Source organism: Agromyces sp. Soil535 (genome assembly GCF_001428255.1).
In the GTDB taxonomy this organism is placed as follows: Bacteria; Actinomycetota; Actinomycetes; order Actinomycetales; family Microbacteriaceae; genus Agromyces.
On the sequence record NZ_LMRW01000001.1, the window covers coordinates 62911 to 89333 of the forward strand.

A 26423-nucleotide genomic window follows, 5' to 3' on the forward strand; every position below is an offset into this window, starting at 1 on the left:
CGTTGCTCGCCGGACGGGCGGGAAACGCAAACGATGTCCGATGTCGGAGGCATGCTCGAACCGGGCAATGCAGTGTTCCTTCTCGGGGCGCGGGGAGCGGGTCGGGGCAGGCGCGGTCAAGGTGCGCAGCACCTCGTTACGGGTCTCCTCGCCGCGCGTCATCACGATGTCGCCTCGGACTCGCAGCCCGTCAGCGCGGCTGGGTGGTGGGCGGCCCCGAGGGTGAAGGCTCCCAGTCGGGTTCGCCCGCGGGGCCGTCGTCGGAGTCCGGCTGCGCGACGGGTTCGAGTGCGGCATGGGGCAGGCTGCCGAGGCGGTCGACCTGCTCGGTGAGTGCCTCGAGGACCGAGCGCAACTGGATCTGTGCGACCTGGGCGTAGGTGCGTACGTACTCGATTTCCGGGACGGCTGGACTGTGGTGCGTGGCGAGCGTCGCGGTCGCCTGGCCGGCGCTGCTCTCGGCACGTTCCAGGATCTCCCGGTATTGGTTGCGAGCGGTGATCACCAGGTCGCGGGCATACTGCTCGGCGTCTGCAACCGCCTTGTCGGCGATCAGTTGCGCCTGGGCGAGCAACCCGACCGCTCCGGCCGTGATCTCCTCCTCGGTGTCCGCGCCGGACGCGCGAAGCTTGGTGTCCGCGCCGGACGCGCGAAGCTCGGCGTTCTCGGCCCGCAGTGCAGCGAGCTCCTGTTGGGCGCTGGCCATGGCTGCCCGGGCCTCGGCGGTCGCCTGCGCGAGGTGGGCCATGAACGTGTCGACTTCGAGTCGGTCGTACGCGCCGCCCCTCATCTTCATGGTGAAGGCCACGGGGTGGGCGTCCGGCAGGTGGCTCACCGCGGCGGCCAGGGCTTGCTCGAGCTCGGTGCCGGACATGGCAGCAAGGCTATCGGGGCCGGTCCCGTTCTGCGTCATGCGTGGTCCCCCTCTTCGCTCTGAGGCAGCCGAGACGGCTGCGGATCATGGGTGTGGCGGTGCATGGCATGACTGTCGTCGTCGAGGGTCGCGAACTGCTCGAAGCGGACGTCCGTCTGCGCGATCCCTCCGGCACGGAGGCGGGAAACCGTGTGCCGCACCATCTCGGGCGATCCGCACACCAGCGCGAGACGTCCACGCAACGCACCGCTGTCGGCGGCGACATCGCCGACCAGGCCTTGCCGGCCGGGGTAGCTGGGGTCATCCGAGACGACCGGTGTGTAGGTGAACCATGGCCGCCCAGCCAGGTTCTGGAACAGCCGGTTCTCGTAGAGGCTCCCCGGAAGCCGCGCCCCGTGGAACAGATGCACCTGAGGCGCCTTCCCGGTCGACTGCCAGTCCTGGTCGATCCGCTCCAGGTGGGCTCGCAGCGGAGCTAGGCCGGTGCCGCCGGCGACCATGACCAGGTCGCGCTCGCGCTCGAGCTGGTCCAGGGTCAGCTCCTGACCCACGGGGGCGCCGAGGCGGACGGTTTCGCCGACCTCGAGGGAGCGAACGATGGTGCTGCTGACCTGACCACCGGGGACCATCTGGACGTGGAACTCGATGGTGCCGTCGGAACGGGGTGCGTTGGCCGGGCTGAGATAGCGCCACAACCGCGGCCGGGAGGGTACCTCCACCGCCACCGACTGGCCCGGCACGAACGACAGCTCGGGCTCGGGGCGAACCTGGATGACCGCGATGTCCAAGCCCCGCCGCTCCACCGCGGTCACGTGACCCGCCCACGATGCCGGGCTGGTCCGTTCGGACGCTTCGGCCGCCTCGACCATGACCGTGGCGATCAGCCCGTAGGCCCCGGCCCAGTCCGCCGCAACCTCATCCGTCCACCGCTCGCCCAGGAAGTGCTTCAGCGTGGCGAGCAGTGATGCGCCGACCGCGCTGTAGTGCGCGGCGATGACCTCGAAGCGCCGGTGGTCGCGGCCCAGCTGCTGGATGAACTCGGCCACGTCGTCGAGTTGATCCACGCCCGACACGATTCGGCCGAGCGCACCGACGAGCCGATCCCGCTGTGTGGCCATCGAGACCGGGAACAAGCTCCGCAAGTCGGGGTGGGACAGGAAGAGGTGCGAGTAGAAGAACAGGGGCACCTCGTCCCCGAGGCCTTCGGCCAGCGCCCACGTCTCCTTCAGTGCGGCGGTGTCCACCGCCTCAACCGGCCGCCGGGCGGGTCTCGACGATGTCAGCCTCCGTGCCGGCGATCGTGGCCACCACCCGGTCGATGATGGCGGGCTCGACCCCGGCATCCGTCAGCGCTGTCACCAGGTGCTCGGCCACTGAGACGAAATCCTCCGGTGAGATGCTCATTCCCTCGTGCGCCTCACGCAGGTCGCGCCCAGCGTAGCTGACAGGCCCGCCCATGACCTGCGACACCAGCGCCACCTGGTGACGCTTGAGCCGGACCATCTCGACCCCGTCGAAGAACCCGCGGAGCCGGTCGTCGGCGAGCACCAGCACGTAGAACCGGTCCACCACTGCGGCGATCGCCGGTCCGCCGCCCACGGCCGCGTAGTCACTGCGCTCTTCGAGGTCGGGTTGATTCGTCACGTTTCATCCAATCGCTGGCACGGCACGGGTTTACCTTCTTAGCAGAATCGAACCTCTGAGCAGAATCGAATTCCACAGGCAAGGTGCCCGCCGACGGCCCCAGGCACGCCGAGGGCCGCGTCGTTCGACCGTCATCGACGAGAGGGCGGACCGTTCGAAGGCGTGGTCGGATCGGGAGGCATGGGTCGTTTCGACGTTGGAGGGTGAGTTCGCGGATGAGTCGAAAATTACGCCCCGCGCATCTTTGCGTGGCGCGCAACTTCGGCTAACGTGGTGGGCATGGGGCTCCGCGAACGCAAGAAGGCCGCGACACGTGCGGCGCTGAGCTGGGCTGCGATTCGGCTCACCGTCGAGCGCGGACTCGACAACGTCAAGGTGGAGGACATCGCTGAGGCGGCCGGGGTCTCGCCCCGTACGTTCAACAACTACTTCTCCAGCAAGGGCGAGGCGATCGTGTCCCGTCATCTCGACCGCCTCCTGCGCGTCGCCGACGAGCTGCGCTGTCGGCCCGCGGAGGAGCCGTTCTGGGAGGCGATCCGCCGGGCGGCACTTGCCCAGCTCGAGCCCGGGCCCGAGATGCTCGCCCACCCGGTGAGCGACCCCGTCCAGTGGACGGCCGGAGTGCGGGTCATGGTCGCCGAGCCGTCGCTGCAGGGCGAGATGCTGCGCGCGAGTGCGCGCGCACAGGCGGAGGTCGCGGAGGCCGTAGCCGAGCGCACACGCACAAACCTGACAGCGGACCTCTATCCGCATCTTGTGGCGGCCGCCCTGATGGCCGCTACGAACGTCGCCACGGCCCACTACCTGCGCGCCGACCCGCCGGTGCCGATGGACCGGTTGCTCACCGACGCGCTCACCCAGCTCGCCGCGGGCCTGCCCACCCCTAGCCCTCTGAGTGGCAGAGACCAGCCCAACCCACGACCAGCCCAGTGAATACCAGCCCGCCGCAGGCGGGGCCGATGAACCGTACCCTCGAAAGGGGTTTGACCATGATTGATGTCGTCATCGCCGGCGCCGGACCGAACGGCCTCATGCTCGCTTGCGAGCTGGCCCTCGCGGGTGTCCGGCCGCTCGTCCTCGAGCAGCTTCGCGAGCCCACCGTCGAGCAGCGGGCCAACGGCCTGGTCGGCCAGGTCGTGCGGATGCTCGACCGGCGCGGCCTGTACGGGCGCCTTACCGGCAGTGCCGCGGCGCCGGAGCCTGTACCCGGATTCGTCTTCGGCGCGTTCCCGCTGGATCTGCACGACCTGCCGGACAACCCGCTCTACACATTGATGGTGCCGCAGCGCCGGATCGAGCAGATGCTGGCCGAGCGGGCGGCGGAGTTGGGCGTCGAGATCCGACGCGGGCACGAGGTGCTCGGCTTCACCCAGGACGACACGTCGGTGACGGTCGAGGCCACCGGCATGGACGCGATCGAGGCGGCGTTCCTGATCGGCGCGGATGGCGGCCACAGCGTGGTCCGCAAGCTCGCCGGGATCGACTTCCCAGGGATCACCACGGACCGGTCGGTCTCGCGCTCCGCGCACGTCAGTGTCCCCGCGGCCATGGTCTCGCCGAGCGGCCTGACCGTGTCCGGTTTCGGGCTCGTCCCACCGTTCCTGCACACCCGCACCGAGCGAGGCATCTTCGTGTGGGCGCCGCTCCCCGGACGGGACCCGCTGATCAGCGTCAGCGAGCACGACCAGCCCGGCGAGGGCGAGATGACGCTCGACGAGCTTCGGGCCGCCGCGAAGCGGGTCCTCGGCGCGGACGTGCCGCTCGGGCCGCCCACCGGTGCCGGCCCGCACCTCCTGCGTCGGCTGGAGGGCGGCAACACCCGGCTGGCGTCGCGCTACCGTGACGGGCGCGTCCTGCTGGTCGGCGACGCCGCGCACGTCCACTCGGCGATCGGCGGATCCGGCCTCAACCTCGGCCTGCAGGACGCGATCAACCTCGGCTGGAAACTCGCCGCAGTGCAGCGAGGCTCTGCGCCGGAGGGACTGCTCGACACATACGGGACCGAGCGGCGGCCGGTGGGTGAGCGGGTCACCATGCACACCCAGGCCCAGACGGTGCTGACCGGCCCGGGCGGGGAGATCACCGCCCTTCGGCAGCTCTTCGGCGAGATGCTCGACAACGCGCAGAGCCGGCGGCACATCGCCGCGCTCATCGCGGGCGCGGACATCGTCTACGACATGGGGACGGCGACCGGGCCGCACGTCGGCCGGTGGGCGCCCGACGTGCCGGGCCTGTCGGAGCTCACGCGGACCGGGCGTCCGCTGCTGCTCGACCCCACCGGTGAACTGGACGCCGGCCCCTGGGCGGACCAAGTGGACCTGATCGCCGCCCCGGGACTCGACACGGCGCTGCTGCTGCGGCCGGACTGCTACGTCGCGTGGGAGGGCACCGCCCCGAACGGCCTCGACGAGGCGCTCACCCTCTGGTTCGGCAAGCCGTGACCGCGTTCCTTGGTGAGGCACTGCAACTCGCATGCGATGGCCGTGCGGCGAGTGCACTTCTCGGTGCCGCCTCACTCATGGCCTGCGCAAGCGTGCCGCGGCGAGCGTAGAATCGCCGCGTCGGAGGAGGCCTTCGCCATGGACGTCGAAGCCACGACAATCATCGAGCGCTCAGTTGCGATCGTCTGGGATTTCTATGCGGTGCACCAGGTGCAGAATCATCCCCGCTGGGATCCGGACATGTCGCTCGAGCAGGTGACGAGCGGTCCGATCGGGGTCGGCACTGTCATTAGAAGGCGAACCACACGCTTCGGCACTCCGATCGAGGGCACCATGGAGATCGTGGAATTCGATCCTCTGCGCGCGATGGGCGCGAAGATCCGCGATGGGCAGACCGAGATGAGCGGCCGCGCCACCTTCACCGTCGAGGATCGGAATCGCACTCGGCTGACGATGCACGTTGAGCTCCCCGGCGCGGACCAGTCAATGGCGGAGAAGCTCGCCCCGCTCGTGCAGCGGAGTGCGGACACGATCAGGCGCCTCATAGAGTCCGAGCCCGATGGCTGATGGCGCCGCTCGTAGGCTCGCTGCCGTTGGAGACGCCGTCCGGATGCGGCTCCACCAGGTTGGGTGTTCCCGCGTTCACGGATCCGATTCCTCGGACCGTGCGGGCACGGGCAGGCTCCCCAGTCCGCCATAGGTCCCGACGGAGTAGTCCGTGGGCATCACCCGGGTGCGCCACGAGAGCGGTTCCTTGGCGTCAGCGCTGCTCAAGCGTCCCGCACCCAGGGGCGTGGTCGAGGGCAGAGGGGGAAGCTCCGGCCGTCCGGCCGCGACCCATCGCTGGTACTCGGCGTACGCACCGTCGTCCGTGTACTGACCGGGTTGGTCACCACGACGCACGTTGCCGGCCCGTCGCCAGATCTGCAGGTTCAGCAGCATCCGTCGCCTAACGGTCCGCCCGGCTCGCCCGGAGTGCGACGACCGAGGCGACGATGAACGCCGCGATCAGCGCGCCGACGAATCCGATGGGTTCAGTGCCGCGGTACGGGTCCGCCCAGCTCGCGACCTCCGATCGCTTCGCGAACTCCACGGAGAGCGCCGCTGCGAGGATCAGCCGCGCAACGGCGTATCCGAGCAGGCCCGCAGCCCCGATCGCTGCAAGGGCGACCACCCTCATCCACACCTCACGCACAGTAACTCCCTCCTTCGCCTGCACGACATCCCGTGCTCCACCAAAGAGACGCGGGGATGACGCGATCATGACGCGGGGGCGGGAGTGAGTTCGCGCCGGCTCGGATCGGTTCCACAGGAGGTCGAAAGTCCCCGCCGCACCTGACTCCGGGGTGGTTCACTGAAGCGTTCGGCGGACGCCGCCGAGTTCATGCGCGAGGAAGGTGCCGCTGATGATGTGGGACTACGGCTTCGGCGCCTGGTGGATGTGGATCCCAGGCCTGCTGTTCACGCTGTTGATCGTCGGTGGGGTCATCGTCCTGATCGTGTTGCTCGTACGCTCGACCGGAGCCTCAGCCCGCCCGGGCACCAGCACGACCGCACCGGGCCAGCCGCATGAGGACTCGGCTCGGCGCATCCTCGAGGAACGACTCGCGCGGGGCGAGATCACGGCCGACGAGTTCCGCGAGCTCATCACGACCCTGAACGACACCCGTCAGCAGTAGCCAAGACCGGTGCATTCGCTCACCGGTCGTGAGCGAGTCTCCGAGCTGGCGCCTGACTTCGAGCGCGTCCGGGGTTGCAGTACCGTCGGACCCGCCGAGACAGGGCCGCTCGCGCACTTGACCGCGATACCCCGTAGGGGTAACCTGTGGATACCCCCAGGTGGTATGGCGCCGGCGCGAGGAGGATCCGATGGACAACCCGACGACGACGCACGGCTACGTCGACCGCAAGGATGACCTGATCAAGCGGCTGCGCCGCGCCGAGGGCCAGGTCCGCGGCATCCAGCGCATGGTCGAGGAGGACGACTACTGCATCGACATCCTCACGCAGGTCTCGGCAACGACGAAGGCGCTGGAGTCCGTTGCGCTGCTGCTGCTCGAGGACCACCTCGGCCACTGCGTCGCGGAGGCGACACGAGAAGGCGGTCCGGTCGCCGACCAGAAGATTCAAGAGGCGTCAGCGGCCATCGCTCGACTCGTCCGTTCCTGAACCGCAACGTCGACACAGGCAACCGCCGACACGTCGAATAAAGAGGAGTAGGTATGTCCACCATGCACACGATCAACGACCTCGGCCTCACCGACAGAAACGGGAGCGGCTGCGCCTGCGGTCACGACCACTCGCAGGCGACGGATGACGCGGCTCCCGCCTCGGAGAGCCTGGTCACGACCGACCTCGCCGTGTCGGGTATGACCTGCGGGCACTGCGTCTCGAGCGTCACCGAGGAGCTCTCGGCGCTCGACGGCGTCGAGTCGGTGAGCGTGCAGCTGAACGCCGGTGGCGTCTCCTCGGTGACGGTTGCAAGTGCGGTCCCGCTCGACACGGATGCGGTTCGGGCCACGATCGACGAGGCCGGATACGCCCTCGTGGAGCTGTGACGATGGCCGCAGAGGTCGAGCTCGATATCGGTGGCATGACCTGCGCCTCGTGCGCGGTGCGCGTGGAGCGCAAGTTGAACAAGCTCGAGGGCGTCGAGGCCACCGTGAATTACGCGACGGAGAAGGCGCGGGTGCTCGCGACGGATGGCGTCAGCGCCGAGGAACTCATCGCCGTGGTCGAGTCGGCCGGATACTCCGCTGCGGTTCCGCCGCCGCCGCTGGCGGAGGCCGCGGAGGGGCTCTCGTCGACTCCGGATGAGCTCGCGGCCCTGCGGACCCGGTTCATCATCTCGGCGGTGCTCACCGTCCCGGTCGTGCTCCTGTCGATGATTCCTGCGCTGCAGTTCACGAACTGGCAGTGGCTCGCCCTCGCCCTCGCCGCGCCTGTCGTGGTGTGGGGCGGATGGCCGTTCCACCGCGCGGCGTGGGTGAACGCCCGCCACGGCGCCGCAACCATGGACACGCTGGTCAGCGTGGGCGTCCTCGCCGCATTCGCATGGTCCCTGTATGCCCTCTTCTTCGGCACCGCCGGCGAGCCGGGCATGCAGATGACGTTCAGCTTCTTCGCCGACCCGGAAGCCGGCGCGAGCGAGATCTACCTGGAGGTCGCCTCCGCGGTCACGGTGTTCATCCTCGGCGGCCGCTACATCGAGGCCCGCACGAAGCGGGAGTCTGGAGCCGCACTGCGGGCCCTGCTCGAGCTCGGCGCCAAGGATGCGAGTGTCCTCCGTGACGGTGTCGAGGTCCGTGTTCCGGTCGCGCAGTTGACGCCGGGCGACGTGTTCGTCGTCCGTCCCGGCGAGAAGATCGCCACCGACGGACTCGTCATCGATGGAGCATCCGCCGTGGACATGAGCATGATCACGGGTGAGTCCGTGCCCGTGGAGATCACTGCCGGATCCCGCGTGATCGGCTCGACCGTCAACGCCGGTGGGCGCCTCGTCGTCGAGGTGACCCGGGTGGGCGCCGACACCGAGCTCGCCCGGCTCGGCCGCCTCGTCGAAGACGCCCAGAACGGCAAGGCCGAAGTACAGCGCCTCGCCGACCGCGTGTCGGCCGTCTTCGTTCCGGTCGTCATCGTGCTCGCGATCCTGACCCTCATCGGATGGCTCATCGTCAACGGTTCGGTCGAGGCGGCGTTCACCGCCGCCGTGGCGACCCTCATCATCGCCTGCCCCTGCGCTCTCGGCCTCGCGACCCCGACGGCACTGCTCGTCGGCACCGGCCGCGGTTCCCAGCTCGGCATCATCATCCGCGGTCCGCAGATCCTCGAGTCGACCCGCCGGATCGACACGATCGTGCTCGACAAGACCGGCACGGTCACGAGTGGCCGGATGGAACTGCTCGACGTCCTGACCGCCACGGGGGAGGACCCCGATGAGATGCTCGCGCTCGCCGCTGCCGCCGAGGACGGCTCGGAGCATCCGATCGGCCGTGCCATCGTGACGGCCGCGCGCGATCGTGGAATCGAGCCGTTCGCGGTCGAGAGCTTCGCATCCAGCCACGGACTCGGCGTGACGGCCACGGCCCATGGCCGATTGGTCACTGTGGGCCGGCAGGCGTGGATCGAGCGGGAATGGGCCGTCGCGGTTCCCGCGTCGCTCACCGAAGGCATCGCAGCCGCCGAGGACGCCGGGCGGACCGTCATCGTGCTGGCGGCGGACGGCGCGGTTCGCGCGGCGTTCGTGGTCGGCGACGCCATCAAGCCCACGAGCGGCGAGGCGGTCGCTCGATTCCGACGGCTGGGACTCACTCCGGTGCTCCTCACCGGTGACAACGACGGTGCCGCTCGCGCGGTGGCATCCGCCGTCGGCATCGACACGATCCACGCGGGGGTGACCCCCGCCGGGAAGCTGGAGATCATCCGTGGACTGCAGGCCGGCGGTCGGACCGTGGCCATGGTCGGCGACGGAGTCAACGATGCCGCGGCGCTCGCCGCAGCCGATCTGGGCATCGCCATGGGCGCGGGCACGGATGCCGCCATCGCGGCGAGCGACCTCACCGTGATGAGTGGGGACCTGCTCGTCGTCGGCGACGCGATCGAACTCTCCCGACGCACCCTTCGCACGATCAGGGGCAACCTGTTCTGGGCCTTCGCCTACAACACGGCCGTGATCCCGATCGCAATGCTCGGCCTGCTGAATCCGATCCTCGCCGGCGCCGCCATGGCGTTCTCCTCGGTGTTCGTCGTGACCAACAGCCTGCGACTCCGCAGGTTCCGCGCAGCCGAGACCCGATCGACGGTGGACGCGGATGCGCCCCGCTCGACCGGCGAGAGGGGCCAACGTGAAGCGCTCGCGTCAGGCGCGCGCACCCGCGGGAGGCGTTGAGCGTCGGGTTGGAACCGGCTGGAACCAAGGTCACCGCCGGACGTGGGGGTCGGTGGGAGGCTCCTGGGAGATCAGGGAAGGGGTTGTTCGGGATGACGCTGGACAGCGAACCCGCCGCCGTGGTCGCGGGCGGCCTGGTGCTCGAGGCGAGCGGGGTCTCCAAGACCTACCGACAGGGCATCTGGCCGTTCCGCAAGCGCAACCCTGTGCTCGACCAGGCTGGCTTGACCCTCCATCGCGGAGAGATCGTCGGGCTCGTCGGAGAGAATGGCTCGGGTAAGTCGACGTTCATGCAGATCCTCGTCGGATCCCTGCCTGCTGACTCCGGCGAGGTCGACGTCCACGGATCGTTGGGGTACTGTCCCCAGCAGCCCGTGGTGTTCGATCGCCTGACCTGCAACGAGCACTTCGAGCTGTTCGGTGAGGCATACGAGCTGACGCGCGAGGAACGGCTCCGGGAGCAGGAGCGGCTGTACGAGGACCTCGATTTCAAGCGCTACGCGGATACACGAGTCGACCGACTCTCAGGTGGCACGCTCGCGAAGCTGAATCTCGCCCTCGCCATGCTTGCGGATCCGGCGGTGCTGCTCCTCGACGAACCGTATGCCGGCTTCGACTGGGACACGTACCTCCGGTTCTGGGATCTCGTTCAGCATCGCCGCGAGGCCGGGCGTTCAGTCCTCGTGATCAGCCACTTCATCGCCGACGAACACCGCTTCGACCGGATCGAGCCCCGACGGGAAGGCGACGGTGAAGTGATGGGTGCCGTCGCAGTCCTCACCCGACGCTTCCTCATCGAGTACGGCCGCAATCCGGTCAATCTGCTGGTGCTGGTGCTGATACCGGTCGTGTTCGTGTGGGTTGCAGCGGAGCCGATGGCGGACGCGGCCAAGCTCCTCGGCGGCACGGGAGCCGCGGTGGAGACCGCCACGACGGGTTGGGCGGCGGCGTTCCTCGCGGCGCTGGCGATGTACTTCCAGACCCGGCAGGCCCACTCGGCCGATCGACGCCTCGCGATCGCCGGCCTCCCGACATCGGTTCTGGTCGTCGCCCGCATGACGACCGGTCTGCTCGTCGCGGTGCTGGTCTCGGCTGCCGCCCTGGCGACGCTGTTTCTGCGGACCGATGTGGACGACCCGTTCCGGGTGGCGGCGGGCACCCTGATGTTCGCGGCGATCTATGTGGGAATCGGTGCCGCGGTCGGCGCCGCGGTCCGGGACCCGGTCAACGGCACCGTCGTGATCCTGCTGATCTGGATCTTGGACGTCTTCTTCGGCCCCGCACTCACGTCGCCCGACCGTGTGGAGATCACCAGGTGGATGCCCACCCATTTCGTGACGCTCTGGATGGTCGACCTTCCCTCCGGGCACGGAGGGGGGCTCGGCGACCTCGGTGTCGCGCTCGTGTGGGTGGGCGCGGCGTTGCTGGGAAGCAGCTTGCTGCTCGCTCGTGCGACCCGCGCCGGTCGGCGGTCGCCTCGGGATCACCCAGAGCCCGATGCTCCGCATCGAGCCCCCGGAACTCGCCGTGCTCCTCCCGGGATACGGGCCGTACCGGGTCCTGATGGACGCGGGGCTCAGCGACGGGTTCGATGAGGTCCGCGGCCTGCTCATCGGCTCCGCGTGGGCGGTGGGCCTTGCGCTCGTGGTCACTCTCGTCTTCGCCACACGAACCGGCCCTGCACGCAGACGGGCGCGGACTGCCAGGCATCTCCGGATGGCGGAGCGAGGCCCGGCGCCGTCCGTCCAGACGTGATGGGTTCGGCGTCGCACCTCGATGGTGCAACGCCTAACCCGGCGCCACGACGGGCGCGGGGGCGGTTCGCGCCGAGCCTGATCCTGTGCCCGCCTGGGGCCGCGGGAGGCGGAGGCGCTTGAGCAGGAGCGCGTTGACCGCGACGATCACGCTCGATCCCGACATGGAGATCGCTGCGATCTCCGGGCTCAGCATGAGTCCGAACGCCGAATAGAACACCCCGGCAGCGATCGGGAGTGCGACGGCGTTGTATCCGATCGCCCAGCCCAGGTTCTGGCGCATCTTGCGCACCGTGCCCTTGCCGATCCGCAGGGCGATCGGAACATCCAACGGGTCCGAACGCATCAGCACCACGTCGGCGGTCTCGATGGCGACATCCGTGCCGGCGCCGATGGCGATGCCGAGATCCGCCTTCGCCAGCGCGGGCGCGTCGTTCACGCCGTCTCCGACCATGGCGACCTTCTTGCCGGCCTGCTGCAACTCGGCGATCTTGGCGGACTTGTCCTCGGGCAGCACCTCCGCGATGATCGTGTCGATGCCGAGGTGCTGGCCGATTCTCCGGGCGGTCGGCTCGTTGTCACCCGTCAGCATGACCACTTCGACACCCATGTCGTGCAGCGAACTGATGGCAGCCGTCGCCGTGTCGCGAGGTGCGTCCGCCAGCGCGATGATTCCCGCGGCCACGCCGTCGACGGCGACGATGATCGCGGTGCGTCCCGTGCTCGCGAGCGCCCGCTGCTCCTCGGCGACGCTGCTGCTGTCGACCCCCTCGGCATCCATGAGTCGGGTGTTGCCGAGGAGCACTCGGTGCCCGTCCACAGTGGAGACCGCGCCTTGGCCGGTGATGTTGCGGAACGACCCGGCACTGACGCGACGGGCTCCCTGCTGGTCGGCGTACGCGACGACCGCTTTGGCAAGCGGATGCTCCGACTCGCGTTCGGCGGCCGCGGCCAACGCGAGGAGTTCGAGCCCGTCGTAGTCGATCGGGATGTAGTCGGTCACTTCGGGCTCGCCCTTGGTGAGGGTCCCGGTCTTGTCGAGCACGACCGTGTCGATGCCGGCCCCCGACTCGATAGCCGTCGCGTTCTTGAACAGCACGCCGCGCTTGGCACCCAAGCCAGTGCCGACCATGATCGCGGTCGGGGTCGCGAGCCCCAGCGCGTCGGGACAGGTGATCACCACCACGGTGATGGCGAACAGGAGTGCCGCCTGGAACGTGGCGCCGAGCAGGAGCCACACTACGAGCGTGAGAGTTCCGCCGATCAATGCGACGAGGACGAGCCAGAACGCCGCTCGGTCGGCCAGGCGCTGCCCGGGCGCTTTGGAGTTCTGCGCCTCTTGCACCAAGGCGACGATCTGCGCGAGCGCGGTGTCGGCGCCGACCTTGGTCGCGCGAACGCGAAGCGTCCCCGTGGTGTTCACGGTGGCGCCGACGACGTCGGATCCGGGTGCCTTGACGACCGGGAGGCTCTCCCCGGTCACCATCGACTCATCCACCTCGGAGTCGCCGTCTTCGACGACACCGTCGGTGGGAACCTTCGCCCCCGGCCGCACCAGCATGAGGTCACTCGGAACGACTTCCGACGTGGCGACCTCGACCGGTTCTCCGTCGCGGATCACGACCGCGCGCGGCGGGGCGAGCTCCAATAGTGTGCGGATCGCATCGTTCGCACCGCCCCGGGCGCGCATCTCGACCCAGTGCCCGAGGAGCACGAACGCCGCGAGCACCGTGGCGGCCTCGTAGAAGACCTCACCACCGCCGGTGAGCGTGATCGCGAGGCTGTAGAGCCATCCCGCTCCGACACCGACCGCGACGAGCACCATCATGTCCAGCGTGCGGGCTCGGAGCGCACGGTAGGCGCCGTCGAAGAAGATCCACGCGGAATAGAAGATCACGGGCAGCGACAGGATCAGCGAGAACACGTCGTCGCGAAGTCCGAACGGCGCCGGCGCCGTGAACCCGAGGACTTCTCGTCCGATCGGCGACCACAGCACGATCGGCACGGAGAGTATCGCCGCGACGAGGAACCGGTTCCGCATGTCGCGGATCATGTCGTCCATGCTCGCGCCGACGTGGTGCCCGCCGTGGCCCATCACCTCCTGCGGTGTCCGAGGCGGCGCCGCTTCACCGTGTGCCAGGTGGGGGGCGCTCTCGGCAGGTGACATCACGTGTCCGGATGCCGCGTCGTGCGCCGTGTGCGTTGCATCCACCGTGTGCGCGGTGTGCCCGGCCGGGGCTGCATCGGTCGCGGTATCGGATGGGCGGGGCGCCGGTTCATCCATCGGGTCGCAGATGTGGCCGGGCACCGACTGCCCGCTGCAGTGGAACCCGCAATCCTCCACCCACCTCCGCAGCTCGTGGACGCTCGTGGATTGCGGGTCGTAGCGCACGTTCGCCGTCTGCGACACCGGGTTCGCCTCGACGTCGATGACCCCCGGTCTGCGGCGGAGGGTGGTTTCGGCGACGGACTTCGAGGAGGCCCACTGGACTCCCGAGATCTCCAACACCACGGTTTGGGTTCCACTCATCGCTACAACATCCCTTCGTCTCTCGCCGACCACGCGCCGGCGTTCGTATGCGTGCTTCTGGTGCCTGGATGTGCGCCGAGTGGTGACAGTGATCGGGTGCGGTACCCATCTTCCGTGCGTTGAACTCGCGAGACCAGAGCATCAGGCGGGCCGGCGGGCACCGACAGACGGTCGGGCGCGGACGGGGGCCTCCGAAGGGGCGACGGTGTATGGCCCCCATCCGCTCGGCACGCGTTCGATCCCGCGTGCCCGCTGGCCGACCCGTCAGCTGGCCAGAAGCTCCTGCATCAGGGCGATCTCAGCGGTCTGGTCTTCGACGATGTTCTCCGCGAGAGCGATCGCGTCGGGGTTCTGACCGTCGGTGATCTGCTCCTCGGCCATGTCGATCGCACCTTGGTGGTGCTCGATCATCTGCTCGAGGAACAGGCGACCCGCGTCCGCTGCGGAAGAGGCCTGAAGCTCGGCCATGTCGTCGCCTGACATCATCATGCCGCTGTGATCCATGCCCTCCATGCCGGAGAAGGGGTGCCCCCAGTCGTCGAGCCACCCGCTCATCATGTCGATCTCGGGTTGCTGGGCGTCCTTGATGTCCTGTGCGAGCGCGACGACCTCCGGGTCGACGCCATCCTTCTCGAGCACCATGTCCGACATCTCGATGGCCTGCTGGTGGTGCATGATCATGTTCATCGCGAACGCCACGTCAGCGTCGTTGAACTCGGCCGAGCTCTCGGCGTCATCCGGGGAAGAGGGAGAGCCGCTGCTCATCCCGGGCATATCGCCCGTCGTGTCGTCGTCCTGGGTGCCGGCGCAACCGGCGAGCAGCAGGGCAGTGATCAGGCCGATTGCGGGCAGTGCGGTGGTACGCAAATTCATGGGTGGTTCTCTTCCAGTCAGTCGTTACGGGTCACGCACCGCAAGGGTGAGCGAAGGATGCGAGCGCGCCTGGCGGCGCACACGGATCACGTACGACTGATCGAGAGAGCCAGGAGAGAAGGTGGGGAGGGATCAGCAGGGGAGCGGGTGGTGACCGAGAGGTAGCGGACAGGCCGAAGGAGCCACCCGATACGGAACCAGCCAGTGCCGATCGCGAGCGCGAACGCCGCGACGAGGAGCGCGAGTACGCAGGCAACCGCGCTCACCTGGTGCTCGCGCTCGCAATCGGGACCGCAGACTGCGGCTGCCTCGTGGTGGTCGGTCCCTGCCGTCATGGCGCCCGCGCCAGCGGGCTGGGTGAGGGCCACCGCGTGATGGCCGGCCGAAGTGCTTTCGTCTCCCCCACCGGAGAGCACGTGCATGGCGAGCAACCCGGCAAGGATCGCCGGGACCGCGGTGAGCGCAAGAAGGAGTCGCAGCCACGCAACATTGCGTCGTGCACGCAGTACGAAGATCATCGCGCTCCCTCCTCAGATCACGGTAGCGGATGACCCCTGCGTCTTGGGCGTGCTTGTCATCACGACGTCATCGGCTCTCCGAGGTGCCGTGTGCTCTCGAACTACGCCGCGTCCGACCGCGCCGGCGGACCCGCTCGCGTGGACTCGGAGTCCCCCGCCTCGAGTATCCGGGCGCGCTCGAGCTTCCGTTCCACGGCGATGCGCCTGATTCCGCGGAGGAAAAGCGCAAACGTGGCCAGGCCGCCCACCACGTACGCCCAGTTGGTCAGACCGCGGCCGACTCCTTCCGCGAACGCCAACGGGCGCCATCCTTCGGTGAGATACACGATCAGGACCACGCCCCACAAGACGAAGGCGAGGAATGCGAAGGCGAGCACCGACGCCCGCATCGGATGGAGCACGAGCGCGGCGAGCTCAGCGGATTGGCGCTTGATCCCCGCCTCCAAGGCGGGTCTCGCGCCTCCATCGCGTGGAAGTGACTTCACGATGGCCAGATCGTCGGAGATCGCCTTGCGAAGCTGCGAGGCGCGGCTCGAACGAACGGCGCCACCCACCACCGTGGCAATCGCACTCACGATGGCGACGAAGACCGCCACCCACTCGTTCGTCGTCACGGGCCCACCACCTCGCTCCGGATAGGTGCGAGTCTCCCAGAGACCCGCGCGGATCTCCAGACGGCTCCGCTACGGCCGGGCCACGCCGTGTGGGTCGCCTTCAGGCCGACTCTCCGCCGCGATCAGGCCGGACCGGATCGGCGAGTCGCCGTCGCGGACGGGACATCGTGGCAGGCACCGCCTCCTCCGCCGCCGGATGCTCGGCCGAGTGGGCCGCGTACCAGCGGTGGTAGACGGCGACCAGCGGAACCGACGTGAGGCCATGGAGGATGACGCTGAGCGCGACGGTGACGATCACGGTCGTGAGCACGACCTCGCTGTCGGGCACGCCGCGTTCGAGCGCGAGCAGCGCGAACACGAGGGAGGCGAGCCCGCGCGGGCCGAACCATCCGATGAACGCCACCGTCGGACGCTTCACGCCCTGGCCGGCGAAGGCGATCGCGACTGGAATCATGCGCACCAGCGTCAGGCTCAGCGCGGCATAGACGAGCACCTGCCAGGTGATGTAGGGCATGACCAGCGTGAGCGCCAACGCGGCGAAGCCGATCCACGTCACCGCCGCGAGGAAGCCTCCCGCCTCCTCGGTGAGCAGGGTCACGATCGACCCGCGTGCGCCCGAGAATCGCCCGAACGCGATGCCGCCGACGAAGGCGGCGATGAAGCCACTCCCCCCGAGCGCGAGCGCGATCGTGTAGGCCACCAGCGCCACCGCCAGCGGCACGACCTGTCGCCATTCGTGGCCGATCCACCCGCGGTGATCTGCGACGCGGAACAGCAGTCCGCCCAGGATGCCCGCGACGAGTCCGCCGGTGAGCCCCCAGCCGATCTGGACGGTCATGTTGCCGACGACGGCCCAAGCGGGGAGGGTCTCGAGCTCGGCGTTGGCGATCTCCAGTGCGACGAGGAAGAAGGGCACGGCTAGTCCGTCGTTGAGCCCGCTCTCCACGTCGAGCGCCTGCCGCACGCGGGCCGGCACGGCGGTGTCGGTGACGACCTTCTGGCCGAGCGCCGCATCCGTCGACGCCAGCATCGTGGCGAGCAGGGCCACGGATGCAAGCGCCATGCCGGGGAAGACGAGTGCCCCGGCCCCGACCCCGGCGAGCATCGTGAGCGGCAACCCGATCAGCAGCAGGCGGCTCGGCCACCCGAGCTCGCGACGGAGCGAGCGGAGATCCAGTCGAGTGGCGTCGCTGAACAGGAGCAGGACGAGCGCGACCTCGGCGATCCGCTCGACCACGGCGGACTCCACGGAGATGTCGAGCCAGCCGAGCGCCGACGTGCCGACCACGAAGCCCGCGGCGGTGAGGAACAGGGCCGAGGTGATCCCGCGGTGGTCGAGCGGCCGGGAGAACACGCTCCAGATGATGATGATCGCCAGAACCGTCGTCGCCGCCACCATGCGGACCCTGCTCTCGATCGTGCGCTTTCCCGCCATAGGCGGCCCACGGCAATCGTACGAATGCGACGAAGCGGGGTGAGGGCCTTCCGGCCCCCTCCGAGTGAGCCTCGTGTCTGCTGCCCGCTCCTCACAGGCGGATCGTCACCCGCCTCCGGTGCATCCACCACGCGATCACCGAAAGCGACCCGAGGATCACGGCCAGCTGGAGGGCGGCGAGCCCGGCCGGAGCCCCGGCGTACCACCACGGGACATCGGGGAGCGTGACGAGTCCGAGGATCACGAGGTGCAGCAGGTAGAGCGCGAGGGGGTTCTCGCCCCACCAGCAGAAGAATCCCGCGCGGTTCGCGATGACGTGAGCGACGAGATCGAAGGCCAGGAAGACAATGGCGCTGATCGCCAGGGAGATCAGGATATAGCTGAGCGAGACACGATTCTTGCTCACCGGCACGAGTACGGCGGCGATCACCGCCGCGGCCACGAGCGCGGCGCAACAGACCGCGTACTGCCGGAGTCCCGTGCGCCACACGTCGGCCACCGCTGTGGAGAGCACGAGGAGCGCAGCCCAGGAGACGGCGCCGAAGAGCCCGCCATGGGAGGAGTCGAGCACCACGGCGAGCATCGACGAGTCGAGCAGCGCCTGGTAGGCGACGAGGATCAGCAACCCGATGACGAAGCGCGCCCAGCTGGGAAGGCGGATGAACGGCAGGCACAAGAGACCCGCCACGCCGATCGCCTGCAGCACGCCCCAGTCGGTCGGCGCACCGGCCACGGTCGTCGCCCCGGCCGCGATGACGGCGCCGATCCCGATCAGGGCGAGATACCGCAGCATGAAGTGCCCGTAGGCGCGGACGGCGCCCCCCGGCATCCGCCCCGCGAAGGAAGGCCCGTAATTCAAGCCGACGACGAAGACGAACGCCGGGGCGACCGCGTCGGCAACGGTGAATCCGATGTCGGGCGCGTGCTTGAGGAACGCGGGTACGACGTGCACGCCGATCAGGTAGTCGCCACCCACCATCAGGATGACGAGCAGGCCCCGGAACCGGTCGATCGCGAGATTCCGGGCCGGTTCCAGAGGCCGATCGCCTTGGGGTCCCTCATTCGCGTCGACCGGCTCGCCTCGCGCCGCGGGCCGCATATGGCCAACGGTACTCGCAGGCGTGCGCCACCCGATGCGCCGCGGCGCGGCGCATGTTCCTCAGGCCGAGACGCGGTCACGGCACCTTCCGGCTTCGGGCGGTCAGGATGAAGGCCAGGAGCAGGCCGGGGCCCGCGAGCGCGACGATCACGGTCGATTCCGCGAACGTCGGCCACTCGATGTAGGGGTTGCCGAACGCGTGGAACACCGAAAGACGGTTCACCCACTCCGGCCAGTCGAGCATCGGAACCGTTGCACGATGGACGCCCCGATCGTCATGGTGGCGATGGATGCCGCGGCGATGACGGCTGTGCCGAGCACGGTGATCGAGATGCGCGTCAGGAGCACTCGTGCCCATGAGACTGGGGCCGTGAGGAGCATCCCGACCCGGCCGGCGGTGAAGTCTGCCGTCCACTTCGTCGCCTGGGAGACCACGTAACCGGCGATCAGCGGGATCATGAGCGAGGCCGAGAGCGCGACGTCGCGCCGTATGCGGAGGCGATGTCGCGTCGTTCGAAGGACCAGGCCGACGCGGCGATCGCCGCGACGCCGATCACGACCATGCCCGCCATTGACAGCCAGTGAGCCTCCACCCCGGGAACCATGGCCCTCGACAGGTTCGTGTACGTGAACGGCGAAGGTACTGCACGAAGGCGAACGGTCCCAGCTCCTCGGCCGAGTTGCCGAGCACGTAGAGGCCGATGAGGATTGCCGACCCGGCCCCCCATGCCGCTCTCGCGTTCTTTCGTGAGATCGCGTCTGCCGTGGGCCATGGACGCGATGACGTCGTTTGGTCCCCGACGAACTCAGGTCGTGCGCGCTCCGAGTGGCTTGCTCATCTTCAGAGTGATCGTCTCGAAGCCAAGCGATTCGTACAGACGGCGGGCACCGGTGTTGAACGCGAACACGCTGAGCCCCATGGTGTGCGCGCCGTTCGCCAGCGCGAACTCCTCGCCGAGCAGCATGGCCGCGCGCCCGAGCCCTCGACCCCGACAGTCCTCATCGATGACGATGTCCCACACCCACCACGCACCAGGGTCATCTGCGCCAGACGGTCCAATCCACAGGTACCCGGCGGCGCGTCCGTCCTCCAAGACGTCGAAGACGGCATGCCCGATGGCTGGCTGCCCGTCCGGAAATGATTGGGCCATGCTCTCGGCTGCTGCCCTGTGCGCGTCCGCTTCGGGGCGACCTATCGCGATGAGGTCTCGCGCATACTCGTCAGCACTCCGCCGCAACCAATCCGGCATCCGAGATTCAGGCATTGGACTCAGCGTTACGGACATCCGGCCACACTAGCGCTCTGCGTTCACGTCTCCTTCCGCCAGCTGAACGCGACAGCGAATGGAAACGGACCCCCGCCGAATGGCGGGGGTCCGATTCACGAGGAGCTTTCGTGGGGGGACGATCGCTCCTCCCATGCGGAGCGTACGTGGGGGGACGTTCGCTCCGCCGTCTGTGGGGTGTCAGCGGTCGTTCGCCCCTTCACCCGCATCGCCGCCGGCCTGCTCGGGGACACCGGTGGTCGCCTCATCGGCGTGCTCGGCGCCGGTCTGGCCCGCGTCCGAGGCGTGCTCAGCGCCGGTCTGGCCCGCGTCCGAGGCGTGCTCGGCGCCGGTCTGGCTCGCATCCTCGGCGGTCTCGAGGCCGGCCTGGCGCTTCTCCTCGGCGTTCTCGAGCGCGGCCTGGCGCTTCGCCTCGGCCTTCTGACGCGCCTCCGCGACGGTCTTCTGGCCGAACTCACTGTTCTCGATACCCGTTTCGCTCACGTGCTCGCCACCGGGGTGCCCGGTGACCTGGTTGAAGACCTCCTGCGCCGGGGCGGGCAGCGCGTCGACGGCGCCCGCCGCTCCTGCGCCGGCGACGCCCACGGCCGCAGCAGCGCCCGCGCCGATTGCGATCTTCGCTGCGAGTCCGAGACCTGCGAATGCACCAAGTGCCACTTTTCGTCTTCCTTTTCTCGGCGTCGACGCCCCGATGGGGAGCGCGACGACCGCGGTCGAAACGTTCTGTCGGTCGGTCGAGAGCCTCGCCGCACGTTCGAGGTCGAGGCGAAGCGCCAGCTCGGCCGACGGCTGGGGGGCGCTTCGAACGAGACGCGCCGGAACTCCGCGACGGCTTCCGCCACCGCGGCGAGCTCGGGAGAGCCCTCGGGGGCACGCCCTCGCAGCACGGCCTCAGCCGCGTCATCCGAAATCCGGTGCTCGTTCATCTCACTCCCTGCTATCGCCGGAGGCCTCTGCAGGGGTACGCCCTGCGGGGAATTTCTTTCGAAGCGAACCGAGGGCGCGCCGCTGCAGCGCTTTCACCGCGCCGGGGCGCTTGCCGACGATCTCGGCGACCTGCTCGATCGTGAGGTCGCCGATGATGCGCAGCACCATGACGTCGCGCTGGTCAGGCGGGAGGCCGTCGAGCACCGCCCGCGCCGAGGCATCCGCGAGTTTGCCGATCGCCTCGTGCTCCGCACTCGCGCTGCGTCGGGGGTCGGCTGCGTCGTCCCATTCCACGTGGATGCCGCGGGTAGACCGCCGACGCAGCTCGTCGACGAGGCGCCGGTAGGCGATCGTGAAGACGAACGCGCGGAACTCCGCCTCGCTCCCGCTGAAGCGGTCGAGCGTGTCGAAGACGGCGAGGAACACCTCGCTCGTCAGGTCCTCGGGTTCGTGGGAGCCGCGCGCCCTGAGGAACCCCATGACGGCGGGGGCGTAGTCGATCCAGAGGTTGGTGCACGCCCATGACGCACCCGACTGCGCTGCGAGCAGCACGCCCGGGAAGGCCTCGCCGCCCGTCGCTCGACCGTCGGCGCCGCGGGCCGATGCGCGAGCGCGGGACGTGGCACGGGACAGCGCGCCTTCGAAGTCGGTCATGACCGCAACAGTGTAGGCAATGCCGCCGCCGAGCGCACGGGATCACTCACAGGGGTCGCGAGGATGCCGCGGAGCGCGCCGCACCCTGACGACGATCACTCAGCCACCGGGCCGCCCTCAGCGTTGGAATAAGCGCGCGAAGAAGCCACTGCCGGGTTCCTTCGCGTGTCCCTCGCATCGCTGGCTACGAGGGATGCCCCGCATCACCTGGTCGACGTGCTGGCCGCAGCCGGCCCACGTGGTCTTGCCGCACTTGCGGCAGGTGACGGCACTGCACATGGAGGTACTCCTCGCTTCGGGGTGATCCCAAGTCGTCTCGGATGAGTCATGACGCGGATGGCGCCTCGGCCATCGTAGGATACCCCCGGGGTATTCGCCAAAATACCCCTCGGGTATAGCCGGTTCAGTCCACCCGGATGACGCCCATCATCCCGTTGTCCTCGTGGTCCAGGATGTGGCAGTGGTAGACGGTCCTGCCGAGGAGGCCCCCGAACGCGATGCGCACGACGGTCGTGCTGCGGGCGCGCACGGGCACGACGTCCCGCCAGTCGACGTCGGCGAGTGACGTTCCGCCGACCTCGACGAGCTGCATCGGCCAGACGTGCAGGTGGAACGGATGATCCATCGGGCTCGTGTTGACGATCGTCCACTCTTCGATGGCCCCGTGGGAGACCTCGGTGTCGACGCGCTCGTGATCGAACTCCCGTCCGTCGATCGTGAAGCTCATCCCGCCCATTCCCATGGCTCCCATCGCTCCCATGGCGAGCGTGACGGTGCGCTGCCCGGTGATCTGCTCGAGCCGGAGGTCCCGCGTCGTGGGCTGCGGGACCACGAGGGGCGGTGCGGTGCTCGGCGTGCCCGCCACGGTCAGGGTGAGCAGGTCCGCGCCCGTCGTCGTGCTCGACGGGCTGCCCATCATGCCCATGCCGCCGCGATCGAAGGGAAGCGTCTGCAGCACGCTGGTCCCTTCCACCGCGGTGACCATGACGTCGGCGCGATTCCCGGGCGTGAGCATGATCTCCTCCACGTCTTGCGGCTCGGCGTACCGGCCGGCGTCGACGCCGAGCAGCTGCATCCGCTGCCCGTCGAGGCGCAGCCGCAGAAAACGCGAACTGCAGGCGTTGACGATGCGCCACCGCTCCCGCTCCCCCGGCTTCGCCAGGAGCGTCGCGCCGACCTGGCCGTTGACCATCACGATGTCGCCCTCGCGCCCGAGCATCCGCTCGAACTGGGATGCGACATGCACGCCGCCGCCGTCGAAGGCGATATCGGAGATCATGAGCAATCGCTCACGCGTCGCCTCGACGGGTTCCTCGTCCTCGACGATGATCGCGCCGTACAGCCCGCGGAACAGCTGCTCGGCGGCGTTGCCGTGACGGTGCGGGTGGTACCAGAACACACCCGGCGAATGGTCGGCGCCGAGCTGGTACTCGTAGTCGAACGTGTCGCCAGGCTCGATCAGGAGGAAGGGGTTGTCGCTGCTGCCCTCAGGTGAGACCACGAGCCCGTGCATGTGGAGGTTGGTCGCAGCATCCAGCTCGCTGCGGAATCCGAGGGCGATCCTGTCGCCCGGCCGCACCCGAAGGGTCGGCCCCGGCAGCGTGCCGTTATAGGTGAGCGCTCGCACCGGCGTGCCCGCGACGACGACGTCGGTCAGCGCGGCGGTGAGCGTCAGGCCGAGCCGCCCTCCCGAGCTTGTGAGCACCTCGGGCTCGAGCAGGGTGCCGGTCTCCTCCCCGGGCGGCGATCGGGTCGAAGTCGGGCTCGGAGTGGCCGCCGTCCGCGGGTCGGGCTCGCCCGACTGCGTCCGGCTCCACACGAACAGGCCACCGCCGACGAGTGCCGCCGCACCGACCCCGCCGAGGACCAGGACGGTCCGCCGGGTCACAGGCTCCACGGATGCCCCGTCAGCCGCCGACGAGCGTCCTGAACAACTCGTACACCATGAACGCCGGCCAGAAGAGGCCCTGGAAGAACGCCCAGATGAACAGCCAGAACTCATCGGCTCGCTGGAAGAAGAACACCCAGGCACCGATGATGCCGAGCCCGTAGATCGCACCGCCGCCGGCGAAACAGCCGGAGTTCGAGTAGTACCTGTCAGCCATGTCCGCACCTCCGTGGGGCAGGCTATGTTCGCGCGGGGCCGGCGACCGGGACCTTCGCCTCTCCGCGGGCCCGCGGGTCCAATGGCCCATCGGCGCGGCCGTGTGATGTCGAGACTGGCCTCGAGCCCCGGCCGCGAGGGGCCGGCGACTCGCGCTCGACGATCACGCAGGGAGAAGCCCATGACTCGAACGTATGTCGTCACCGGAGCCGCGAGCGGGATCGGCAAGGCGACGTCGGAGCTGCTCGTCGAGCGCGGCAATCGCGTGATCGGCGTCGACCTGCACGACGCCGACGTGACCGTCGACCTCGCGACCGAGCAGGGCCGCACCGACCTCGTTGGCGAGGTCGCGGCGGCCAGCGGCGGCACGATCGACGCGATCATCGCGAACGCGGGACTCGCCACGCCGAACGCCGCGACGGTGGCGGTGAACTACTTCGGGACGCTCGCGACGCTGACCGGCCTTCGGCCACTCCTCGCCGGATCGGCCGCACCCCGTGCGGTCGCGACGTTGTCGATGGCGTCGCTCTTTCCGCCCGACGAACCCCTGCTCGCTGTGCTGCAGGCGGGCGACGAATCCGCCGCGATGGCGCGGGCACGTGAACTCGAGGCCGCCGGCCCCGAAGCCGCGAACCAGATCTACGGAACCACGAAGCGCGCGCTCGCGCTGTGGATCCGGCGGAACGCCCCGACACCCGATTGGGCCGGCGCCGGCATCCCGCTCAACGCGATCGCTCCCGGGGTCGTCGTCACGCCGATGACCGCGGCCTACATCGACACCCCGGAAGCGCGAGCGTCGTTGCTCGAGATGGTGCCGATGCCGCTGAACGGCATCTTCGAGCCCCGCGACGCGGCGTACCTGCTCGCCTGGCTCACGAGCGAGGAGAACGCGCACCTCTGCGGACAGGTCGTCTTCATCGACGGAGGATCCGACGCCGTCATCCGCGGCGACTCGACGTGGTGACCTCGAGCGCAGGCGGCCGACCCGATGCTACTCGTCCCGCTCGTCGTCCGGCTCCTCCTCCCACTTGGTGCCCTCGATGTCGCCGCGCAACCGCCCCGTGACGTCGTCGACCGCGGCGCCCACGGTGGGCGCGAACCGGTCGGGCGTGAAGCGCTTCGTCAGTCCGTAGTCGCGCAGGACGTCCACGACTGGATCCTTCATCTCGGCGAGCACGAGGCGGATGTCGCGTGAGGCGAGCCAGTCGTCGAGCTCGACGAGCTCGTCGATCGCGGTCGTGTCGATGTCGGTGATCGGCTCGGCCGCCAGGATGACCGTCCGGATGCCTGGCCCCGCCGCCTTCACCCGCGAACGCACGAAGTCCTCGAAGATCCCGCCGTTCGCGAAGAAGAGCGGCGCGTCGAAGCGCACGATCACGAGGCCCGGGATCCGCTCGCCATCGGGGTAGCGCGACAGGTCGTGGTAGCCGCGGAGCCCCTTCACCCGCCCCAGCTCGGCGCGGTACGGCCGCCAGGCCTGGTTCACGAACGCGAGGAGCGACAAGCCGATCGCCACCGCGATGCCGGCGAGCACGCCGAACACGAGGACCCCGAGGAACGACGCGAGCGAGAGGAACGCGTCGACCCGGTCCATCCGAACGAGGCGCCTGAAACCGTGCACGTCGATGAGGCGCGCGGCCGCGGCGATGACGACGGCCGCGAGCGTCGCCGACGGCAGGAACCCGGTGAGCCCGGGGACGAGGAGCATGAACGCCAAGATCAGCACCGCGCCGACGACGCCGGTGAGCTGCGTGCGGGCACCCGCCTGCTCGGCGACGGGCGTGCGGGACGCCGACGCCGAGATGGGGAACCCGCCGAGGAACCCGGTGGCGACGTTCGCCGCGCCGATCGCCGCCATCTCCTGACTGCCGCTCACCGTCTCGCCCCGACGGGCGGCGAGCGTGCGTGAGAGGACCGCCGTGTCGGTGAAGGCGACGAGCGCGATGCCGGCCGCGGGCAGGGCCAGCGCCGCGACATCCGCCCACTCGAGCCCTCCGAGCGCCGGGGCCGGGAGCCCCTGCGGCAGCGCACCCACCACCGGCAGCACGTCGGCCAAGCCGAGGATCGCTGTGAGCGCCGTCGCGCCCACGACGGCGACGAGCACCCCCGGCACCGGTGACCTCAGCCACGTGAGCACGAGGATGACCGCGAGCGACACCACGCCGAACGCGACCGCGAGCGGCTGGACCTCGCCTGCGGCGATGCCCTCCACGATCGCGACCACGTCGCCGAACGGCGAGCCGGATTCGATCGAGAAGCCGAGCAGCTTGGGCACCTGCGAGATGATCACGATCAGCGCGACCGCGTTGAGATAGCCCACGCGGATCGGCTTCGAGAGCAGGTCGGTCACGAAACCGAGGCGCAGCACGCCGCCGAGCAGGAGGATCGCGCCCACCATGATCGCGAGGAGCCCAGCGAGCGCGATCGCACGCGCGTCGTCGCCGAGGGCGAGCGGCAGGATCGCCGCGGCGATGATCGGAGCGAGCGCCGAGTCGGGCCCGAGCACGAGGATGCGCGACGGGCCCAGGAGCGCGTATGCCAGCAGCGGCACGATCGTCGCGTACAGGCCCGACTGCGGCGGCAGGCCGGCGACCTGCGCATAGCCCATGCCCGCGGGGATGAGCAGGGCGGTGACGACGAGTCCCGCCCGCAGGTCGGGCAGGAGGTCGGCGCGCTGGTAGTGCAGCGCCGTCTCGACGCCCGCCGGCAGCCACCGCCGCATCCGCTTCGCCGTCATGTCGGTCCCCTTGTGGTCCATCATGGCGCAGTCGGATGCCGCAGG

Annotated in this window: 27 protein-coding genes; 9 read left to right on the top strand and 18 right to left on the bottom strand. The window is 69.3% G+C overall.

Annotated features, from left to right (window positions below; all coding sequences use genetic code 11):
• Positions 1-190: 190 nt before the first annotated feature.
• From ASG80_RS00260 to ASG80_RS00270, 3 genes are read right to left on the bottom strand one after another with little or no spacing between them, the layout of a single operon-like run.
• Positions 191-874 (bottom strand): DivIVA domain-containing protein, encoded by a 684-nt coding sequence (locus ASG80_RS00260; protein WP_056727328.1) that lies wholly within the window; start codon positions 872-874, stop codon positions 191-193.
• Positions 875-909: 35 nt separating this feature from the next.
• The gene (locus tag ASG80_RS00265) at positions 910-2118 is read right to left on the bottom strand and encodes a globin domain-containing protein (protein ID WP_082589610.1); all 1209 of its coding nucleotides are present in this window, start codon (positions 2116-2118) and stop codon (positions 910-912) included.
• A 4-nt stretch (positions 2119-2122) separates the two neighbouring features.
• Positions 2123-2518, bottom strand: a complete 396-nt coding sequence (locus tag ASG80_RS00270) for a group 1 truncated hemoglobin (RefSeq protein ID WP_056727330.1) — start codon at positions 2516-2518, stop codon at positions 2123-2125.
• Between the two features lie 279 nt (positions 2519-2797).
• Here ASG80_RS00270 and ASG80_RS00275 point away from each other — a divergent pair, with 279 nt between their 5' ends.
• The 3 genes from ASG80_RS00275 (at position 2798) to ASG80_RS00285 (ending at position 5526) form a co-directional block, all read left to right on the top strand.
• Positions 2798-3451, top strand: coding sequence for a TetR/AcrR family transcriptional regulator (locus tag ASG80_RS00275; protein WP_056727332.1), 654 nt, complete (start codon positions 2798-2800; stop codon positions 3449-3451).
• 56 nt (positions 3452-3507) lie between these two features.
• A complete protein-coding gene (locus tag ASG80_RS00280) occupies positions 3508-4959 on the top strand; it encodes an FAD-dependent monooxygenase (protein ID WP_056727335.1) in 1452 nt (483 codons plus the stop codon).
• A gap of 138 nt (positions 4960-5097) precedes the next feature.
• Positions 5098-5526, top strand: a complete 429-nt coding sequence (locus ASG80_RS00285; protein ID WP_056727336.1) for an SRPBCC family protein — start codon at positions 5098-5100, stop codon at positions 5524-5526.
• Positions 5527-5908: 382 nt separating this feature from the next.
• Here the strand turns inward: ASG80_RS00285 and ASG80_RS00295 are convergent, their stop codons facing one another.
• Positions 5909-6154, bottom strand: coding sequence for a hypothetical protein (locus ASG80_RS00295; protein WP_056727339.1), 246 nt, complete (start codon positions 6152-6154; stop codon positions 5909-5911).
• 211 nt (positions 6155-6365) lie between these two features.
• Between ASG80_RS00295 and ASG80_RS00300 the strand changes: the two genes are divergently transcribed.
• From ASG80_RS00300 to ASG80_RS24060, 5 genes are all read left to right on the top strand, one after another.
• Positions 6366-6638 (top strand): SHOCT domain-containing protein, encoded by a 273-nt coding sequence (locus tag ASG80_RS00300; protein ID WP_056727342.1) that lies wholly within the window; start codon positions 6366-6368, stop codon positions 6636-6638.
• 190 nt (positions 6639-6828) lie between these two features.
• Complete coding sequence (locus tag ASG80_RS00305; protein WP_056727344.1) at positions 6829-7128, top strand: metal-sensitive transcriptional regulator; 300 nt, start codon at positions 6829-6831, stop codon at positions 7126-7128.
• Positions 7129-7181: 53 nt separating this feature from the next.
• The gene (locus tag ASG80_RS00310; protein WP_056727346.1) at positions 7182-7517 is read left to right on the top strand and encodes a heavy-metal-associated domain-containing protein; all 336 of its coding nucleotides are present in this window, start codon (positions 7182-7184) and stop codon (positions 7515-7517) included.
• 2 nt (positions 7518-7519) lie between these two features.
• A complete protein-coding gene (locus ASG80_RS00315; protein ID WP_056727349.1) occupies positions 7520-9847 on the top strand; it encodes a cation-translocating P-type ATPase in 2328 nt (775 codons plus the stop codon).
• 92 nt (positions 9848-9939) lie between these two features.
• Positions 9940-11442, top strand: a complete 1503-nt coding sequence (locus tag ASG80_RS24060; protein WP_200952451.1) for an ABC transporter ATP-binding protein — start codon at positions 9940-9942, stop codon at positions 11440-11442.
• Between the two features lie 193 nt (positions 11443-11635).
• Here the strand turns inward: ASG80_RS24060 and ASG80_RS00325 are convergent, their stop codons facing one another.
• The 13 genes from ASG80_RS00325 to ASG80_RS00380 form a co-directional block, all read right to left on the bottom strand.
• Positions 11636-14131: a cation-translocating P-type ATPase gene (locus tag ASG80_RS00325; RefSeq protein WP_056727351.1), complete on the bottom strand. Its 2496-nt coding sequence runs from the start codon at positions 14129-14131 to the stop codon at positions 11636-11638.
• A 264-nt stretch (positions 14132-14395) separates the two neighbouring features.
• Positions 14396-15004: a DUF305 domain-containing protein gene (locus tag ASG80_RS00330; protein ID WP_056727352.1), complete on the bottom strand. Its 609-nt coding sequence runs from the start codon at positions 15002-15004 to the stop codon at positions 14396-14398.
• 86 nt (positions 15005-15090) lie between these two features.
• Positions 15091-15522 carry a DUF6153 family protein gene (locus tag ASG80_RS00335; protein ID WP_056727354.1) on the bottom strand — a complete coding sequence of 144 codons (432 nt, stop codon included), beginning with the start codon at positions 15520-15522 and terminating at the stop codon, positions 15091-15093.
• Between the two features lie 101 nt (positions 15523-15623).
• Positions 15624-16136: a hypothetical protein gene (locus ASG80_RS00340; protein ID WP_056727357.1), complete on the bottom strand. Its 513-nt coding sequence runs from the start codon at positions 16134-16136 to the stop codon at positions 15624-15626.
• A gap of 100 nt (positions 16137-16236) precedes the next feature.
• Positions 16237-17535 (bottom strand): sodium:proton antiporter, encoded by a 1299-nt coding sequence (locus ASG80_RS00345; protein WP_162256574.1) that lies wholly within the window; start codon positions 17533-17535, stop codon positions 16237-16239.
• A gap of 127 nt (positions 17536-17662) precedes the next feature.
• The gene (locus tag ASG80_RS00350; protein ID WP_056727361.1) at positions 17663-18670 is read right to left on the bottom strand and encodes a heparan-alpha-glucosaminide N-acetyltransferase domain-containing protein; all 1008 of its coding nucleotides are present in this window, start codon (positions 18668-18670) and stop codon (positions 17663-17665) included.
• Between the two features lie 76 nt (positions 18671-18746).
• Entirely contained in the window at positions 18747-18914 is a 168-nt protein-coding gene (locus ASG80_RS23265; protein WP_156401578.1) for a hypothetical protein, read from the bottom strand.
• A complete protein-coding gene (locus ASG80_RS00355; RefSeq protein WP_056727363.1) occupies positions 18890-19129 on the bottom strand; it encodes a hypothetical protein in 240 nt (79 codons plus the stop codon). Before ASG80_RS00355 ends, ASG80_RS23265 begins: the two co-directional genes overlap by 25 nt.
• 347 nt (positions 19130-19476) lie before the next feature.
• Positions 19477-19956, bottom strand: coding sequence for a GNAT family N-acetyltransferase (locus ASG80_RS00360; RefSeq protein ID WP_056727365.1), 480 nt, complete (start codon positions 19954-19956; stop codon positions 19477-19479).
• Positions 19957-20136: 180 nt separating this feature from the next.
• Positions 20137-20613: a hypothetical protein gene (locus tag ASG80_RS00365; protein ID WP_056727366.1), complete on the bottom strand. Its 477-nt coding sequence runs from the start codon at positions 20611-20613 to the stop codon at positions 20137-20139.
• Between the two features lie 270 nt (positions 20614-20883).
• Complete coding sequence (locus ASG80_RS00370; protein WP_056727368.1) at positions 20884-21537, bottom strand: RNA polymerase sigma factor; 654 nt, start codon at positions 21535-21537, stop codon at positions 20884-20886.
• Between the two features lie 403 nt (positions 21538-21940).
• A complete protein-coding gene (locus ASG80_RS00375; protein WP_369816191.1) occupies positions 21941-23425 on the bottom strand; it encodes a multicopper oxidase family protein in 1485 nt (494 codons plus the stop codon).
• 19 nt (positions 23426-23444) lie between these two features.
• Positions 23445-23642 carry a hypothetical protein gene (locus tag ASG80_RS00380; RefSeq protein WP_056727373.1) on the bottom strand — a complete coding sequence of 66 codons (198 nt, stop codon included), beginning with the start codon at positions 23640-23642 and terminating at the stop codon, positions 23445-23447.
• 180 nt (positions 23643-23822) lie between these two features.
• Between ASG80_RS00380 and ASG80_RS00385 the strand changes: the two genes are divergently transcribed.
• Positions 23823-24605, top strand: coding sequence for an SDR family oxidoreductase (locus tag ASG80_RS00385; RefSeq protein ID WP_056727375.1), 783 nt, complete (start codon positions 23823-23825; stop codon positions 24603-24605).
• 27 nt (positions 24606-24632) lie between these two features.
• On the opposite strand, the gene ASG80_RS00390 is transcribed toward ASG80_RS00385, so the two are convergent.
• Positions 24633-26378, bottom strand: coding sequence for a SulP family inorganic anion transporter (locus tag ASG80_RS00390; RefSeq protein WP_082589699.1), 1746 nt, complete (start codon positions 26376-26378; stop codon positions 24633-24635).
• Positions 26379-26423: the final 45 nt, after the last annotated feature.

Coding starts and splice junctions, on each gene's coding strand:
- ASG80_RS24060 (WP_200952451.1), top strand. CDS start 9,940: ATGACGCTGGACAGCGAACCCGCCGCCGTGGTCGCGGGCGGCCTGGTG.
- ASG80_RS00360 (WP_056727365.1), bottom strand. CDS start 19,956: ATGTCCGTAACGCTGAGTCCAATGCCTGAATCTCGGATGCCGGATTGG.
- ASG80_RS00310 (WP_056727346.1), top strand. CDS start 7,182: ATGTCCACCATGCACACGATCAACGACCTCGGCCTCACCGACAGAAAC.
- ASG80_RS00390 (WP_082589699.1), bottom strand. CDS start 26,378: ATGACGGCGAAGCGGATGCGGCGGTGGCTGCCGGCGGGCGTCGAGACG.
- ASG80_RS00380 (WP_056727373.1), bottom strand. CDS start 23,642: ATGGCTGACAGGTACTACTCGAACTCCGGCTGTTTCGCCGGCGGCGGT.
- ASG80_RS00325 (WP_056727351.1), bottom strand. CDS start 14,131: ATGAGTGGAACCCAAACCGTGGTGTTGGAGATCTCGGGAGTCCAGTGG.
- ASG80_RS00355 (WP_056727363.1), bottom strand. CDS start 19,129: ATGATCCCGCTGATCGCCGGTTACGTGGTCTCCCAGGCGACGAAGTGG.
- ASG80_RS00385 (WP_056727375.1), top strand. CDS start 23,823: ATGACTCGAACGTATGTCGTCACCGGAGCCGCGAGCGGGATCGGCAAG.
- ASG80_RS00260 (WP_056727328.1), bottom strand. CDS start 874: ATGTCCGGCACCGAGCTCGAGCAAGCCCTGGCCGCCGCGGTGAGCCAC.
- ASG80_RS00335 (WP_056727354.1), bottom strand. CDS start 15,522: ATGATCTTCGTACTGCGTGCACGACGCAATGTTGCGTGGCTGCGACTC.
- ASG80_RS00275 (WP_056727332.1), top strand. CDS start 2,798: ATGGGGCTCCGCGAACGCAAGAAGGCCGCGACACGTGCGGCGCTGAGC.
- ASG80_RS00330 (WP_056727352.1), bottom strand. CDS start 15,004: ATGAATTTGCGTACCACCGCACTGCCCGCAATCGGCCTGATCACTGCC.
- ASG80_RS00345 (WP_162256574.1), bottom strand. CDS start 17,535: ATGGTGGCGGCGACGACGGTTCTGGCGATCATCATCATCTGGAGCGTG.
- ASG80_RS00350 (WP_056727361.1), bottom strand. CDS start 18,670: ATGCGGCCCGCGGCGCGAGGCGAGCCGGTCGACGCGAATGAGGGACCC.
- ASG80_RS00285 (WP_056727336.1), top strand. CDS start 5,098: ATGGACGTCGAAGCCACGACAATCATCGAGCGCTCAGTTGCGATCGTC.
- ASG80_RS00300 (WP_056727342.1), top strand. CDS start 6,366: ATGATGTGGGACTACGGCTTCGGCGCCTGGTGGATGTGGATCCCAGGC.
- ASG80_RS23265 (WP_156401578.1), bottom strand. CDS start 18,914: ATGCTCGACTGGCCGGAGTGGGTGAACCGTCTTTCGGTGTTCCACGCG.
- ASG80_RS00370 (WP_056727368.1), bottom strand. CDS start 21,537: ATGACCGACTTCGAAGGCGCGCTGTCCCGTGCCACGTCCCGCGCTCGC.
- ASG80_RS00280 (WP_056727335.1), top strand. CDS start 3,508: ATGATTGATGTCGTCATCGCCGGCGCCGGACCGAACGGCCTCATGCTC.
- ASG80_RS00315 (WP_056727349.1), top strand. CDS start 7,520: ATGGCCGCAGAGGTCGAGCTCGATATCGGTGGCATGACCTGCGCCTCG.
- ASG80_RS00305 (WP_056727344.1), top strand. CDS start 6,829: ATGGACAACCCGACGACGACGCACGGCTACGTCGACCGCAAGGATGAC.